Raw genomic sequence first — 13,713 nt, forward strand, 5'->3', positions numbered from 1 at the left:
ACCGTATCGTTCCTATGTAGGCGGTTGGTTGTGAAACATCGCACCCCTCCCCGAAATGGGTGATTAATGGGATGTCGCTCAATATTGCCGGAGTTCCGGCCGTGTCGGCGTGAACAGTGAGTCCACATGGACGACCTCGACGACATGGACCACCGAATCCTTTCGGCGCTCCGGGCCCACGGCTCCGACCCGCGCGTCGCGGCCGCCGCGCGTGCCCTGTCCTGGGCCGGCGAGCACGGGGCGCTGTGGCTCGCGGGGGGTCTCGCCGGTGCCGCCGTGGACGGCGCCCGGCGCGGCGCCTGGTTGCGCGGTACCGCGCTCATCGCGGGCGCGCACCTCGCCAGCATGGGCGTGAAACGGATCGTGCGCCGTCCGCGCCCCGCGCACGTCGAGCCCCTGGTGCGCACCGCCGGACGGCACTCCTTCCCGAGCTCCCACGCCGCCTCCGCCGCCGCCGCGGCCGTCGCCTACGGCGCGCTCGGCACCGCCGGCGCCCGGTTGGTCCCGCCGCTCGCCGCCGCGATGTGCCTCTCCCGCCTGGTCGTGGGCGTCCACTACCCCTCCGACGTGGCGGCCGGCGCGGCCCTGGGGGCGCTCACGGCACGCCTCGGGGCGCGCTGGATCCACCGGGGCGCACAGGGCGGGGCGTACGGCAGCACCGCGTACGGCATGACGGCTAACGGCGGGACGGCGTACGGCACCACCGCGTACGGCAGGAACGCGTACGGCACGGCCGCGTACGGCATGACAGGGAGCGGGCATGACTGAGGCAGCGCCCATGGCGAACGGCACCCGCACCCAGGGACCGGCCCTCCTGGGCGCCCGTACCCCCCGCCCCCGCCCGCCCGAGGAGCCCCGCGCGGGCACGCCCCTCGGCGGCCTCCTCAAGGGCCTGCTGAGGACCGCGCGGCCCAAGCAGTGGGTCAAGAACCTCCTCGTCGTGGCCGCCCCGGCCGCCGCCGGCGAGCTGTTCTCCCGTGCCGCGCTCACCCGACTGCCGCTCGTCTTCGTCCTGTTCACCGCCTGCGCCGCCGCCGTCTACCTGATCAACGACGCGCGGGACGCGGACGCCGACCGCGCGCACCCGACCAAACGGCACCGCCCGGTCGCCGCCGGACAGGTCCCCGTCCCGGTCGCCTACGCGGTCGGCGGCGCGCTCGCCGTCCTCGCGCCGGCCACCGCGGCCTGGCTGGCCTCCCCGTCGGTGGCGGCGCTGCTGACGGCGTACCTCGGCATGCAACTGGCCTACTGCGTCAGCCTCAAGCACGTCCTGGTCGTCGATCTCGTCATCGTCACCACCGGGTTCCTGATGCGGGCGACGGCCGGCGGACTCGCGCTGTCCATCCCGCTGTCGCGCTGGTTCCTGATCACGACCGGGTTCGGGGCGCTGTTCATGGTCGCGGCCAAGCGCTACTCCGAGGCCGTCCAGATGGCCGGGAAAGGGGGCGCCACGCGCGCGTTGCTCACCGAGTACACCACCGGCTACCTCCGCTTCGTGTGGCAGCTGGCCGCCGGCGTCGCCGTACTCGGCTACTGCCTGTGGGCGCTGGAGGCGGGCGGCGACCCGCACACCGGGCTGCTGCCGTGGCGTCAGCTGTCCATGGTGGCCTTCATCCTGGCGATCCTGCGGTACGCCGTGTTCGCCGACCGGGGCACCGCGGGCGAACCCGAGGAGGTGGTGCTGCGGGACCGCGCGCTGGCCCTGATCGGCCTGGTGTGGCTCGCCATGTACGGCCTGGCGGTGGCCGATTGGTGACGTGGGCGCCCCTGCGCGCGCGGCTCCGGCTCCGGCTGGACTGCCGGGAAGTCCTCTCCTTCGCCGCCGTCGGCCTGCTCGCCTACGCCACCGACCTCGCCCTGTTCACCTGGCTGCGCGGCCCGCTGGACCTCGACCCGCTCACCGCGAAGGCGCTGTCCTTCGTGGCCGGCTGCACGGTGGCCTACGCGGGCAACGCGCTCGGCACCTACCGGAACCGCGCGACGGGCGCCCCGTGGCGGCGGTACGCGCTGTTCTTCGCGGTGAACGCCGCGGGCGCCCTCGTCCAGCTGCTCTGTCTCGCCGTCAGCCACTACGGCCTCGGCTACACCTCGCAGCGCGCGGACACCGTCGCCGGCGCCGGAGTCGGCATGGCACTGGCGACACTCCTGCGCTTCTGGGGCACCCGGACATGGGTCTTCCGCGCGGAGGGCAGGTTGGCTTCATGGACTGGCTGAAAAGGCTCCCGGTCGTCGGACCGTGGGCAGCCCGGCTGATGGTCACGCACGCGTGGCGCTCGTACGAGCGGCTGGACCGCGTGCACTGGACCCGGCTGGCCGCGGCGATGACGTTCACCAGTTTCGTCGCGTTGTTCCCGCTGCTGACGGTCGCCGCGGCGATCGGCGCCGCCACGCTCGGCGCGGACCGGCAGAAGGAGCTGGAGGACAAGGTCGCCGAGCAGATCCCCGGCATCGCCGACCAGATGAACATCAGCGGACTGGTCCAGAACGCCGGCACCGTCGGGATCATCGCGGGCGCCCTGCTGCTGTTCACCGGGATCGGCTGGGTCGGCTCCACGCGCGAGTGCCTGCGCGCGGTGTGGGAGCTGCCGGACGACGAGGAGAACCCCATCCTGCGCAAGGTCAAGGACGGCGGTGTGCTGGTCGGTCTCGGCGGCGCGGTCCTGGTCACCCTCGCCGCGTCCACCGTCGCCTCCGCGGCCGTCGGCTGGACCGCCCGCCAGCTCGGCCTGGAGGAGCAGGGCTGGGGCAGCGCGCTGCTGCGGATCGCCGCCTTCGCGGTCGCCGTGCTCGCCGACTTCCTCCTGCTGCTGTACGTCCTGACGCTGCTGCCCGGCGTCGAGCCGACCCGGCACCGGCTGCTGGTCGGCGCCCTGGTCGGCGCGATCGGCTTCGAGCTGCTGAAGCTGCTGCTGAGCGGCTATATGCAGGGCGTGGCCGCGAAGAGCATGTACGGCGCCTTCGGCGTGCCGGTCGCCCTGCTGCTGTGGATCAACTTCACCTGCAAGCTGGTGCTGTTCTGCGCCTCCTGGACGGCGACGCCCGCCAAGGACGCCGACGGGGCCATCGCCGGCGACGGCAGCGGCTCCGGCGTCGGCAGCGGCACCAGTGGCGGCACCGGCGTCGGCACCGGCGTCGGCACCGGCGGCGGGACGGGCGCGGGCGGCGGCGTCACCGTCCCCGGCGGCGCACCAGGTCCGGCAGCGGCCAGCGGCGGTTGACCAGGAACGCGGCGCCGCCGAGCAGCACCAGCAGACCGCCCGCGATCCCCAGGGCGACGCCCATGCCGCTGGAGGCGCTCTCCGCCGTGGCGCTCGCCACCGGCTTCTTCGCGGTACCCCCGCCCGCGGCGCCCCCGGCCTCGCCCGCGCCTGCCGGCGCGGAGGCCGTGGCACCCGGCTCGGCGCCGGGCTGCGCGGCGCTCTTCGGCGGCACCAGCTCGCCCACCGGCTGCACCTTCCCGGACGCCTGGAAGCCCCAGTCGAACAGGCGCGCGGTCTCCTTGTAGACCTCGTTGTGGTCGTTCTTCTGCGGGTTCATGACCGTCACGAGCAGCACCTTGCCGCCCCGCTCGGCGACACCCGTGAAGGTCGCTCCGGCGTTGGTGGTGTTGCCGTTCTTCACGCCCGCGATGCCCTGGTACTGGTCGATGTCGTAGTCGCCGGTCAGCAGCCGGTTGGTGTTCTGGATCTCGAAGGTCTCGCGGACCGTCTTGCCCTTCTTGTTCTTCGTCGTCTGTCCGGGGAACTTCGCGGTGAGCGTCGAGCAGTACTCGCGGAAGTCCTTCTTCTGCAGTCCGGAGCGGGCGATCAGCGTCAGGTCGTACGCGGAGGACACCTGGCCGGGAGCGTCGTAGCCGTCGGGGCTGACCACGTGCGTGTCGAGGGCCTGCAACTCCTCGGCGTGCCGGTTCATCTCCCGGACGGTCTTGTCGACGCCGTCGTTCATCGCCGACAGCACGTGCACGGCGTCGTTGCCGGAGCGCAGGAAGACACCGAGCCACAGGTCGTGGACCGAGTAGGTCTCCTTCTCCTTTATCCCGACCATCGAGGAGCCGGCGCCGATGTCCGCCAGGTCCTCGGCCGCCACCTTGTACTTCATGTCCTTGGGGAACTTCGGCAGCAGCGTGTCCGCGAACAGCATCTTCAGCGTGGAGGCCGGGGCGAGCCGCCAGTGCGCGTTGTGCGCGGCGAGCACCTCTCCGGACTCGGCGTCGGCCACGATCCACGACCGCGCGGTGACGTCCTTCGGCAGCACCGGCACGCCGGGGGCCAGATTCACCTGGGTGCCCGGCTGCCCGAGCCGCTCGCCGCCGACGGTCGACATGTTCGCCGGGGGAGTGGCCGACGGGCTCGCCGAGGCGGACGGTGCCGGCTTGCGCGCCGCCGTGGGCGTCGGCGTCGGCTTCGGCGCCGCCAGCGCGGCCGGAGCGGTCAGCGAAAGCGACAACAGGGTCGCGGAAGCGAGCAACAGGGACCGCTGCACGGTCTTCTCGGGTGCGGGCACGAGCGAGAACGTACAGGGCGCGCGCCGGGATGTCCCGTGCCCCTCCCCACCCCGGCCGGGGCTCCGGACGGCGGGCGGCGATACTGAACGCATGAAACTCAGCCGCCCGATCTCCTGGTTCCTGCTCGCCTTCGGGGTCTGGAGCTGGGTCATCTGGGTCACTTTCGTCAAAAACCTGATCAAGGACAGCAGCGGGCTGGCGTTCGACGACGGCGAGCCGACGACCTACTTCTGGGTCCACCTGCTGCTCGCCGTCGTCTCCTTCGTATGGGGGACGGTCATCGGGGTCATCGGGTTGCGCGGTCTGCGCGCGATGCGCCGAACGTCATAGCACCGCGGTCTTCCCGACTCCAGGAGAGAGCAACGGCATGGTGATCGTCTTCCTGCTCGTCACGGTGAGCGTCCTCGTGGCGGCCAACTGGTACCTGTGGCGCCGCCTGTTCCGGGACACCACCCGTGCCCCGGGAGCGGTCCGCCGCGCGGGCGCGGTGCTGATCGCGGGCGGCTGGGCGCTCGCCGTCGCCGCCCTGCTCGCGGGACGCGTCGGCGTGCCGTTCTGGCTCCAGCGCACCCTCGCCTGGCCGGGCTTCCTGTGGCTCGCGCTGTCGATCTACCTGCTGCTCGCCCTGGTGGTGGGGGAGGCCGTACGGCCGCTGCTGCGCCGCTGGCTGGAGCGCCGCGACCGCGCGGCGCAGCCGCCCGCCGCGCCGGACGTCCGCCATCCGCAGCCGATACCGGCGGGCGCCCCGGCCCAGGAAACCGACGCGGCCGGCGCACCCCGCAAGCCCCGCGAGGCACCCACCCAGGACCCCCAGGCACCCGCCCGGGACCCCCAGGCACCCGCCCGGGACACCGAGGCATCCGCCCGGGACACCGAGGCATCCGCCCGGGACACCGAGGCATCCGCCCAGGACAATGAGGCACCCGAGCGGCCCCGCGGACCCCGTGAGGACTCCCCGGCTCCCGGTCCCGCCGCTCCCTCCCGCCGCCTGTTCGTCTCCCGCGTGGTCGCAGGCGCCGCCGCCGCGGCGGCCGTCGGCACGGTCGGCTACGGCTCCTACGGCGTGCTGCGCGGCCCGCGGGTGAAGCGGGTCACCGTGCCGCTCGCCAAGCTCCCGCGCGCGGCGCACGGTTTCCGGATCGCGGTCGTCAGCGACATCCACCTGGGCCCGGTGCTCGGCCGCGGCTTCGCCCAGAAGGTCGTCGACACGATCAACGCGACCCAGCCCGACCTCATCGCGGTCGTCGGCGACCTGGTCGACGGCAGCGTCAAGGACCTGGGCCCCGCGGCCGCACCGCTGGCCGGTCTCGAAGCCCGGCACGGGGCGTACTTCGTCACCGGCAACCACGAGTACTTCTCCGGCGCCGAACAGTGGGTCGAGGAGGTACGGCGCCTCGGGCTGCGCCCGCTGGAGAACGACCGTACGGAACTGCCCTACTTCGACCTCGCGGGCGTCAACGACGTGGCCGGCGAGGACGAGGGCCAGGGCCCCGACTTCGGCAAGGCGCTCGGCGACCGGGACACCGCGCGCGCGTGCGTCCTGCTCGCCCACCAGCCGGTGCAGATCCACGACGCCGTCGAACACGGCGTCGACCTGCAGCTCTCCGGCCACACCCACGGCGGCCAGCTCTGGCCCGGCAATCTCCTCGCCGCCGCCGCGAACCCCACGGTGGCCGGCCTGGAGCGCTACGGCGACACCCAGCTGTACGTCAGCCGGGGCGCGGGCGCGTGGGGACCGCCGACCCGGGTGGGGGCACCGTCGGACATCACGGTGGTGGAGCTGGCGTCAGCCCGGTGAGCCTGTTTTCAGGATGTGGCCGACGTCGAGGGCGACCTCAGCGCCGATGACTCCGGGCAAGGTGACGATCTCCCCGGCGGAGTGCGGGCGGTGGTTCTCGTAGTCGTCCCCGGCGGGGTCGGTCAGCACGTGAAGGCGCTGGTGTGTGCGGTCGACGATGACGTAGACCGGGATCTTGGCGCCCGCGTAGGCTCTGACCTTGTCGCGCAGGTCGGTCTTCCAGTTGCTGGAGGTGACCTCCAGGACCAGGCGGAAGCAGGCGGGGTCGTAGCAGTTGTTCTCGACGCAGTGGTCCCGGTAGTCGGCGTCGACCACGGAGAGGTCCGGGATCACGTAGTCCTCGTTGCCCGTCGGCAGCCAGAGGCCGATGCCTGGGATGACTCTGGATTCGACCCCGTGCAGGCCTGCTGCGGCGAAAGGAAGCGCGAGGTCCATCAAGACATCCCCGTGGGGACCGTCCGGTGGCGGGGTCACGACGAGCTGGCCTCCGATGATCTCGACGCGGTAGCCCGGATTGCGGTCCATGAGCCGGTTGGCCTCCGCGATCAGCGGTCGGTTCTCATGGGGCCGCTCGACGGATGCTGCGGACATCACGTGCCTCCCGTGGGCTGGTGTCGAGAGCATCATCGTAGGCAGGCCGGACGCTGGACGTCCCGTTCCGCCCCCTTCACCCGGAAGTGGGTCACTGCCCCCGCCCGGCGCCCCCGGGATCCGGCAGCACCCGCGTCATCCCCGGCAGGAAGTCCGTGAACAGCTCGTGGACCTCGCGCACCAGGGGGCGCAGGACGCGGAAGCGGGCCAGGTAGACACCGCGCGCGGTGAGCCGGGCGCCGCGTTCGGCGAGGCGGTAGCTGCGCTCGCGGCCCTCGGTGCGGTCGAAGATCCAGTACAGGCACAGGCCCATCTGGGCCAGCCACATCAACTCGGGCAGGATCTCGCGCAGTTCCTCGGGGACCTTGGTCTTCGTGGCCCCGGCCAGCACCTGCCGGTGGACGCTGATGGCCTCCACGCGCGCGTGCTCCGACTCGGGGGAGAAGGGGCTGAGCGGACTGTCCGGGTCGGCGGCGTTCTTGAAGAACTGCACCGCGAACTCGTGGTACGGCGTGGCCACGTCCAGCCACGCCTTCAGCACCCCCGCCAGCCGCGCCTCCAGGTCGGTCTCCCGCTCCAGGACGGGCCGCACCGCCGCCTGGTGGTCGGCGGCGATCCGGTCGTAGAAGCCCTGGATCAGGTGCTCCTTGCCGGCGAAGTAGTAGTAGGCGTTGCCGACGGAGACCCCGGCCTCCTGGGCGATGGCCCGCATCGTCGTCTTGTCGTAGCCGCGCTCCTGGAACAGCCGCATGGCCGTCTCCAGGATGAGCGCGCGGGTCTGCTCGGACTTGCTGGGCGCGTCGCCCGCACCGGGGCTGTCGTTCTTCGCAGGCACGCAAGGAGCCTAACCAGTGGGCGGGGGCCCTACGGACCGGTGGGGCAGGCCCCGCCGGCGCAGCCGGGCGGGCGGTACGACCAGCCGTGGCCCGGCTCGTACACCCAGCCGTCCGCACGGCGGTAGGCCCTCCCGCCCCGCTGCACCCCGCCCCACTGCGCCCCGCCCCACTGCGCACCCCGCCACTTCGCCGCGGCCAGCACCGCGCCGCGGGCCAGCAGCGCCCCCGTCGGGGTGCTGAGGCGATGCGCGAGTCCCCGGTACTCGCGCAGCGCCCACAACGTCACGATCCACGCGGCGGGCCCCTGATACACCTGCCCGGCGTCCCCGACGACGGTGATCTCCTCCAGGGTGGCGCCGTGGTCCAGCGTGGGGTAGCGGCGCCGCGCCTCGGCCGACCCGGCGGGCAGCAGCTCCAGGGGGACCAGCTGGGGTCGGCGGACCAGCCAGTCGCGCAGGAAGGCGCACAGCGCGCACTCGGCGTCGTACAGCACGGTCAGCCGGCGGACCGGGACGCGCGCGGCGTCCCGGCCGGCGGCGGGGGCGCCCACCGCGTCCCCCGCGTCCCCCGCGTCCCCCGCGCCACCCGCGCCGCCCGCGCCCCCGGTCGGGGCGGTCACGGCGGTCACCGCCGTCACGCCCCGGCCGTCGGAGCGGCCCAGCCCTGCGGCGCGACCGGCGGCACCTGCTCGCGCTCCATCACCCCGCGCCGCCGGATGCGGCTGAGCACGTACACGTTGCCCAGGTGCAGGACGCCCAGCACCAGCAGCACCACGCCGAGCTTGGTCGACAGAGTCTCGAAGATCCCGCGGGTGTCGGTGACGGTCTCGTCGCCGCCCAGGTAGAGCGCCACGAAGCCCAGGTTGACCAGGTAGAAGCCCACCACCAGCAGGTGGTTGACCGCGTCGGCGAGCTTCTCGTTGCCGTGCAGCACGTCGGCGAGGAAGACCCGCCCGTTGCGGCTCAGCGTGCGGGCCACCCAGACGGTCAGGGCGATGCTCACCAGCAGGTAGATGACGTAGGCGACGACCGTACGGTCCATGTCCCCCCACCCTTTCTTGAACGCGTTCAAAACGCTGACAGGAGAGACTGTAGACCTGTTTTTGAACGTGTTCAACCAGTGGGGGCAGCCCTGCCGGTGTGACCCCCGCCTCAGGGGCGGCGCCCCAGTTCCGGCCGCTTGCCGTAGTCCGTCAGGCCGATGACGTTGCCCCAGGGGTCGGCGATCTCGACCGTCCACCCGGTGGCCGTGGCGAAGGGCCCCTCCCAGGGCGTGATTCCCGCGCCCAGCAGCCACTCCGCCGCGACCCGCGCGTCCGGCACCTCCAGCCAGACGCGCGGCGACGGCCATGGCGGCGGCCGGTGCCCCAGCCCCTCCTCCTGCCGCAGCAGGATCCCGGGCGTCTCCCCGCCGGCCTTCAGCAGCGCGATACCGGCCTCGTCGAGCCGGAACCCCACCGCGAACCCGGCCCGCTCGTAGAACGCCACCGCCTCGGCGAGATCCCCGACGGGCAGCAGCACGTTGTCGAAACCGAGCAGCTCGTACGACTGGTCATCTGACATACCGTCAGAATAGGAGAGCGACCGGGCATACCGGGTGATTGGCGCCCGGCCGGACACACGAGTGGGCCCCCGCTCCCAGGAAGGGAACGGGGGCCCACGGTGCCGTGTGCCGGCCGAGCCGGCCCGCCGGGCTCAGTAGCGGCGCGTGATCAGCGCCCTCTTCACCTCGGCGATGGCCTTCGTGACCTCGATACCGCGCGGGCAGGCGTCCGTGCAGTTGAAGGTCGTACGGCAGCGCCAGACGCCGTCCTTGTCGTTCAGGATCTCCAGGCGCTGCTCACCCGCCTCGTCACGCGAGTCGAAGATGAAGCGGTGCGCGTTGACGATGGCGGCCGGGCCGAAGTACTGGCCGTCGTTCCAGAACACCGGGCAGGACGACGTGCACGCGGCGCACAGGATGCACTTGGTCGTGTCGTCGAAGCGCTCGCGGTCCTCGGCCGACTGCAGGCGCTCGCGCGTCGGCTCGTTGGTGTCCTTCGTGATCAGGAAGGGCATCACGTCCCGGTACGCCTGGAAGAACGGCTCCATGTCCACGACCAGGTCCTTCAGGACCGTCAGGCCCTTGATGGGCTCGATCGTGATCGGCTTCTCGGGGTTGATGTCCTTGATCAGCGTCTTGCAGGCCAGACGGTTCTTGCCGTTGATCCGCATGGCGTCCGAACCGCAGATGCCGTGGGCGCAGGAGCGGCGGAAGGTGAGCGTGCCGTCCAGGTCCCACTTGATCTTGTGCAGGCCGTCGAGGACGCGCTCCTTGGGGTCGATCTCCAGCTGGAAGTCTTCCCAGGTCGCCTCCGCCGAGACCTCCGGGTTGAACCGGCGGACCCGGAAGGTGACGGTGATGTAGGGGGAGGCGGCGGAGGCCGCTTCCGCCTTGTCCAGGACAGGGGTAGCCATCAGTACTTACGCTCCATCGGCTGGTAGCGGGTCTGGACGACCGGCTTGTAGTCGAGACGGACGGTTTCCGACCCGTCGGCGCCGACCTCGCGGTACGCCATGGTGTGGCGCATGAAGTTGACGTCGTCGCGGTTCGGGTAGTCCTCGCGGTAGTGGCCGCCGCGGGACTCCTTGCGGGCCAGGGCGGAGACCGCCATGACCTCGGCCAGGTCGAGCAGGTTGCCCAGCTCGATGGCCTCCAGCAGGTCCGTGTTGAACCGCTTGCCCTTGTCCTGGATCGCCACGTTCCTGTAGCGCTCCTTGAGCTCGGCGATCTTCTCGACTGCCGTCTTGATCGTCTGCTCGGTGCGGAACACCATGACGTTGGCGTCCATGGTCTCCTGCAGCTCACGGCGCAGGGTGGACACCCGCTCGTTGCCGGTGGAGGTGCGCAGCCGCTCGATCTGCTCGACGACGAACGCCTCCGGGTTCTCCGGCAGCTCGACGAAGTCCGCCTTCTGGGAGTACTCGGCGGCGGCGATGCCCGCCCGCTTGCCGAACACGTTGATGTCCAGCAGCGAGTTGGTGCCCAGGCGGTTGGCGCCGTGCACCGACACGCAGGCGACCTCGCCGGCGGCGTACAGACCCGGCACGACGGTGGTGTTGTCGGCCAGCACCTCGCCCTGGACGTTGGTCGGGATGCCGCCCATGGCGTAGTGCGCGGTGGGCTGGATCGGGATCGGGTCCGTGTACGGCTCGATGCCGAGGTACGTACGGGCGAACTCGGTGATGTCCGGGAGCTTGGCGTCCAGCTGCTCCGGCGGCAGGTGGGTGAGGTCCAGGTAGACGTGGTCGCCCTCGGGACCGCAGCCGCGGCCCTCCCGGATCTCGGTGTAGATGGAGCGGGAGACGACGTCACGGGACGCGAGGTCCTTCATGACCGGCGCGTACTTCTCCATGAAGCGCTCGCCGTCCTTGTTGCGCAGGATGCCGCCCTCACCGCGGGCACCCTCCGTCAGCAGGATGCCCATGCGCCAGATGCCGGTCGGGTGGAACTGGAAGAACTCCATGTCCTCCAGCGGGATGCCCCGCCGGTACACGGCGGCCTGGCCGTCACCGGTCAGCGTGTGCGCGTTGGACGTCACCTTGAAGAACTTGCCGCAGCCGCCGGAGGCGTAGATCACGGCCTTCGCCTGGAAGACGTGGATCTCGCCGGTCGCCAGCTCGTAGGCGACGACACCGGCGGAGCGCTTGACGCCGTTCTCCTCGGTGATCAGCTGGTCCAGGACGTAGAACTCGTTGAAGAACTCCACGCCGTGCTTGACGCAGTTCTGGTACAGCGTCTGGAGGATCATGTGGCCGGTGCGGTCGGCCGCGTAGCAGGACCGGCGGACCGGTGCCTCGCCGTGGTTGCGGGAGTGACCGCCGAAGCGGCGCTGGTCGATCGTCCCGTCGGGCGTCCGGTTGAACGGCAGGCCCATCTTCTCCAGGTCGAGGACCGAGTCGATGGCCTCCTTCGCCAGGATCTCGGCGGCGTCCTGGTCGACCAGGTAGTCACCGCCCTTGACCGTGTCGAAGGTGTGCCACTCCCAGTTGTCCTCCTCCACGTTGGCCAGCGCCGCGGCCATGCCGCCCTGCGCGGCGCCCGTGTGGGAGCGGGTGGGGTAGAGCTTGGTCAGGACCGCGGTGCGGCTGCGCTTCGTCGACTCGATGGCCGCGCGCATACCGGCGCCACCGGCGCCGACGATGACGGTGTCGTACTTGTGGATCTTCATGATTCTCGCAGCCCCGTGCCTAGCGGATGTTCGGGTCGAAGGTGAAGATCACCAGCGTGCCCAGCAGGATGGTGAACACCGTGGCGGTGTAGAGCAGGCCCTTGAGCCACAGCCGGGTGTTCGCGCGTTCCGCGTAGTCGTTGATGACCGTGCGCAGGCCGTTGGCGCCGTGCAGCATCGCCAGCCACAGCATCAGCAGGTCCCAGACCTGCCAGAACGGCGAGGCCCAGCGGCCGGCCACGAAGGCGAAGCCGATCTTGGAGACGCCGCCGTCCAGCACGAGCTGGATCAGCAGGTGGCCGATGACCAGGACGACCAGCACCACGCCGGACAGGCGCATGAAGAGCCAGGCCGCCAGCTCGAAGTTGCCCCGCGTGGACTTCGGGGTCTTCTTGGTGCGCTTGCGCGGCGCCTCGATGTACGGCGCGGGGTTGTCGACGCTGTAGCCGCCCTCGACAGGGCCGACGCCGGAAGCGGTGGTCTCAGTGGTGGACATGGGCGTCAGCTCCCGAACAGTTCACGAGCGGCGTGGCCGAGGACGGGGTAGATCGCCCCGATCATCAGCACGACCCAGATGCCTACGACGGTCCAGAGCATGTGCTTCTGGTAGCGGGGTCCCTTCGACCAGAAGTCGACGGCGATGACGCGGAGGCCGTTGAGCGCGTGGAAGAGGATGGCGGCGACGAGGCCGTACTCCAGCACGGCGACGATCGGCGTCTTGTAGGTGGCTACGACCTTGTCGTACGCCTCGGGGGAGACACGGACGAGTGCGGTGTCCAGCACGTGCACGAACAGGAAGAAGAAAATGAGGACGCCGGTGACTCGGTGAGCCACCCAGGACCACATTCCTTCCCGTCCGCGGTACAGCGTTCCAGCCGGCACGGAAGAACCCTCCGGGAGCGGGATTGGGGCCTGCCGGCTTCGGTGTCGGACGGGCCCGGCCGGGTACGGTCCACCGGCCCCCAGCATCGTAGCGACGGTTGCCTGTGGCGCTTACACGGGGCCTGTCGGTGTGATCAAACTGGCACGCGGATGGGTGAGGTCTGGGGGTTCTGGGGTGGTGGGTGCTGTTATGTGCCGCGTGCGGTGCCGTTGTGGCTGGTCGCGCCCATGCGGCGGTGGCCGCATGCCGGTTACCGCCTCGCGCCCCTCAGGAGCTCGACCAGGCGTCCCTTCGCCAGGCGCCGGAGTTCGTCCACGACCACGACCCGCTCCTCTTCCGGATCGTTCGTCAATCGTGACCGGATGGCCGTCAGGATGTGATTGAGGGTTTCGTCCGGAGACGCGTTGTTCGCGTGGATGATGAATACGTGTCCGAATCGCGCCTCGTAAGCGGCGTACGCCGCGTTCAGGGCCGTATGTGCCGCCTCGTACGTCCCCTCCGGGAGGACCGGCAGGGATTCCGCCGCCAGGGCCTCCGCCACCTCGCCCGGTGACAGGTCGTACGCCGCCTCGTCGGCCGCGGCCAGGAGGGAGTCCAGGTCGGGGTAGGGGCGGTGGGCGGTGACGCGGGTGGCCCAGTGGCGGCTGTGCAGGCAGGTGAGCAGGGTCTGCCGGGCGGACTCCGCAGGGGCGGTGTTGAAGGCGTCCAGCGGGGCACAGGTGCCGCGGGACTGTCCCGGTGGGGCGAGCCGGTCGGGGAGACGGGGCGCGGGCAGCGTGGGTCCTCGAAGGAAGGTGTGAAAGTTGTGCCCTCACGTTATCGAGAGTGGTCACTGTGTGTCCGACGGATGCCCGAATGTCACCCGGACGGGGAGGTTTAAGGGCCTCTCGT

At 71.2% G+C, this 13,713-nt stretch carries 16 protein-coding genes and 1 pseudogene; 6 read left to right on the forward strand and 11 right to left on the reverse strand.

What is annotated here, in order from left to right:
- Window positions 1-126 precede the first annotated feature (126 nt).
- The 4 genes and pseudogenes from AB0K92_RS01765 to AB0K92_RS01780 form a co-directional block, all read left to right on the forward strand.
- Window positions 127-624, forward strand: a pseudogene (locus tag AB0K92_RS01765) (phosphatase PAP2 family protein); the annotation flags it as partial.
- A gap of 136 nt (window positions 625-760) precedes the next feature.
- A complete protein-coding gene (locus AB0K92_RS01770; RefSeq protein WP_365918372.1) occupies window positions 761-1,756 on the forward strand; it encodes a decaprenyl-phosphate phosphoribosyltransferase in 996 nt (331 codons plus the stop codon).
- Window positions 1,753-2,214, forward strand: a complete 462-nt coding sequence (locus AB0K92_RS01775) for a GtrA family protein (RefSeq protein ID WP_365918374.1) — start codon at window positions 1,753-1,755, stop codon at window positions 2,212-2,214. The genes AB0K92_RS01770 and AB0K92_RS01775 overlap by 4 nt, the downstream gene beginning before the upstream one ends.
- Window positions 2,202-3,218: a YihY/virulence factor BrkB family protein gene (locus AB0K92_RS01780; RefSeq protein WP_365918376.1), complete on the forward strand. Its 1,017-nt coding sequence runs from the start codon at window positions 2,202-2,204 to the stop codon at window positions 3,216-3,218. The genes AB0K92_RS01775 and AB0K92_RS01780 overlap by 13 nt, the downstream gene beginning before the upstream one ends.
- Here the strand turns inward: AB0K92_RS01780 and AB0K92_RS01785 are convergent.
- Window positions 3,169-4,503: a D-alanyl-D-alanine carboxypeptidase gene (locus AB0K92_RS01785; RefSeq protein ID WP_365918380.1), complete on the reverse strand. Its 1,335-nt coding sequence runs from the start codon at window positions 4,501-4,503 to the stop codon at window positions 3,169-3,171. The two genes, AB0K92_RS01780 and AB0K92_RS01785, sit on opposite strands and share 50 nt — an antisense overlap.
- 91 nt (window positions 4,504-4,594) lie before the next feature.
- On the opposite strand from AB0K92_RS01785, the gene AB0K92_RS01790 reads away from it, so the two are divergent.
- Both AB0K92_RS01790 and AB0K92_RS01795 read left to right on the forward strand, forming a co-directional pair.
- On the forward strand, window positions 4,595-4,834 hold the full coding sequence (locus AB0K92_RS01790; protein ID WP_166001782.1) for an SCO4848 family membrane protein: 240 nt from the start codon (window positions 4,595-4,597) through the stop codon (window positions 4,832-4,834).
- A gap of 37 nt (window positions 4,835-4,871) precedes the next feature.
- On the forward strand, window positions 4,872-6,302 hold the full coding sequence (locus tag AB0K92_RS01795) for a metallophosphoesterase (protein WP_365918383.1): 1,431 nt from the start codon (window positions 4,872-4,874) through the stop codon (window positions 6,300-6,302).
- Here the strand turns inward: AB0K92_RS01795 and AB0K92_RS01800 are convergent.
- The 10 genes from AB0K92_RS01800 to AB0K92_RS01845 form a co-directional block, all read right to left on the reverse strand.
- Entirely contained in the window at window positions 6,291-6,893 is a 603-nt protein-coding gene (locus tag AB0K92_RS01800; protein ID WP_365918385.1) for a Uma2 family endonuclease, read from the reverse strand. The genes AB0K92_RS01795 and AB0K92_RS01800 overlap by 12 nt on opposite strands.
- A 91-nt stretch (window positions 6,894-6,984) precedes the next feature.
- Window positions 6,985-7,728, reverse strand: coding sequence for a TetR family transcriptional regulator (locus AB0K92_RS01805; RefSeq protein ID WP_365918387.1), 744 nt, complete (start codon window positions 7,726-7,728; stop codon window positions 6,985-6,987).
- Between the two features lie 29 nt (window positions 7,729-7,757).
- Window positions 7,758-8,279, reverse strand: coding sequence for a DCC1-like thiol-disulfide oxidoreductase family protein (locus tag AB0K92_RS01810; protein ID WP_365918752.1), 522 nt, complete (start codon window positions 8,277-8,279; stop codon window positions 7,758-7,760).
- Window positions 8,280-8,362: 83 nt separating this feature from the next.
- Window positions 8,363-8,770, reverse strand: coding sequence for a hypothetical protein (locus AB0K92_RS01815; RefSeq protein WP_166001787.1), 408 nt, complete (start codon window positions 8,768-8,770; stop codon window positions 8,363-8,365).
- Between the two features lie 110 nt (window positions 8,771-8,880).
- Complete coding sequence (locus AB0K92_RS01820; RefSeq protein ID WP_365918389.1) at window positions 8,881-9,291, reverse strand: VOC family protein; 411 nt, start codon at window positions 9,289-9,291, stop codon at window positions 8,881-8,883.
- Window positions 9,292-9,423: 132 nt separating this feature from the next.
- The gene (locus tag AB0K92_RS01825; protein WP_166001791.1) at window positions 9,424-10,185 is read right to left on the reverse strand and encodes a succinate dehydrogenase iron-sulfur subunit; all 762 of its coding nucleotides are present in this window, start codon (window positions 10,183-10,185) and stop codon (window positions 9,424-9,426) included.
- Window positions 10,185-11,939, reverse strand: a complete 1,755-nt coding sequence (gene sdhA / locus AB0K92_RS01830; protein WP_365918391.1) for a succinate dehydrogenase flavoprotein subunit — start codon at window positions 11,937-11,939, stop codon at window positions 10,185-10,187. The genes AB0K92_RS01825 and sdhA overlap by 1 nt, the downstream gene beginning before the upstream one ends.
- A gap of 19 nt (window positions 11,940-11,958) precedes the next feature.
- Complete coding sequence (locus AB0K92_RS01835; protein ID WP_073940417.1) at window positions 11,959-12,435, reverse strand: succinate dehydrogenase hydrophobic membrane anchor subunit; 477 nt, start codon at window positions 12,433-12,435, stop codon at window positions 11,959-11,961.
- 5 nt (window positions 12,436-12,440) lie between these two features.
- The gene (gene sdhC, locus AB0K92_RS01840) at window positions 12,441-12,821 is read right to left on the reverse strand and encodes a succinate dehydrogenase, cytochrome b556 subunit (protein ID WP_166001795.1); all 381 of its coding nucleotides are present in this window, start codon (window positions 12,819-12,821) and stop codon (window positions 12,441-12,443) included.
- Window positions 12,822-13,072: 251 nt separating this feature from the next.
- The gene (locus tag AB0K92_RS01845) at window positions 13,073-13,531 is read right to left on the reverse strand and encodes a 2-oxo-4-hydroxy-4-carboxy-5-ureidoimidazoline decarboxylase (protein ID WP_365918754.1); all 459 of its coding nucleotides are present in this window, start codon (window positions 13,529-13,531) and stop codon (window positions 13,073-13,075) included.
- Between the last annotated feature and the right edge of the window lie 182 nt (window positions 13,532-13,713).

The sequence above is a fragment of the Streptomyces sp. NPDC052687 genome (assembly GCF_040678395.1).
Lineage (GTDB): Bacteria > Actinomycetota > Actinomycetes > Streptomycetales > Streptomycetaceae > Streptomyces.

Coding starts and splice junctions, on each gene's coding strand:
- AB0K92_RS01790 (WP_166001782.1), top strand. CDS start 4,595: ATGAAACTCAGCCGCCCGATCTCCTGGTTCCTGCTCGCCTTCGGGGTC.
- AB0K92_RS01815 (WP_166001787.1), bottom strand. CDS start 8,770: ATGGACCGTACGGTCGTCGCCTACGTCATCTACCTGCTGGTGAGCATC.
- AB0K92_RS01825 (WP_166001791.1), bottom strand. CDS start 10,185: ATGGCTACCCCTGTCCTGGACAAGGCGGAAGCGGCCTCCGCCGCCTCC.
- AB0K92_RS01835 (WP_073940417.1), bottom strand. CDS start 12,435: ATGTCCACCACTGAGACCACCGCTTCCGGCGTCGGCCCTGTCGAGGGC.
- AB0K92_RS01770 (WP_365918372.1), top strand. CDS start 761: ATGACTGAGGCAGCGCCCATGGCGAACGGCACCCGCACCCAGGGACCG.
- AB0K92_RS01795 (WP_365918383.1), top strand. CDS start 4,872: ATGGTGATCGTCTTCCTGCTCGTCACGGTGAGCGTCCTCGTGGCGGCC.
- AB0K92_RS01820 (WP_365918389.1), bottom strand. CDS start 9,291: ATGTCAGATGACCAGTCGTACGAGCTGCTCGGTTTCGACAACGTGCTG.
- AB0K92_RS01800 (WP_365918385.1), bottom strand. CDS start 6,893: ATGTCCGCAGCATCCGTCGAGCGGCCCCATGAGAACCGACCGCTGATC.
- AB0K92_RS01780 (WP_365918376.1), top strand. CDS start 2,202: ATGGACTGGCTGAAAAGGCTCCCGGTCGTCGGACCGTGGGCAGCCCGG.
- sdhA (WP_365918391.1), bottom strand. CDS start 11,939: ATGAAGATCCACAAGTACGACACCGTCATCGTCGGCGCCGGTGGCGCC.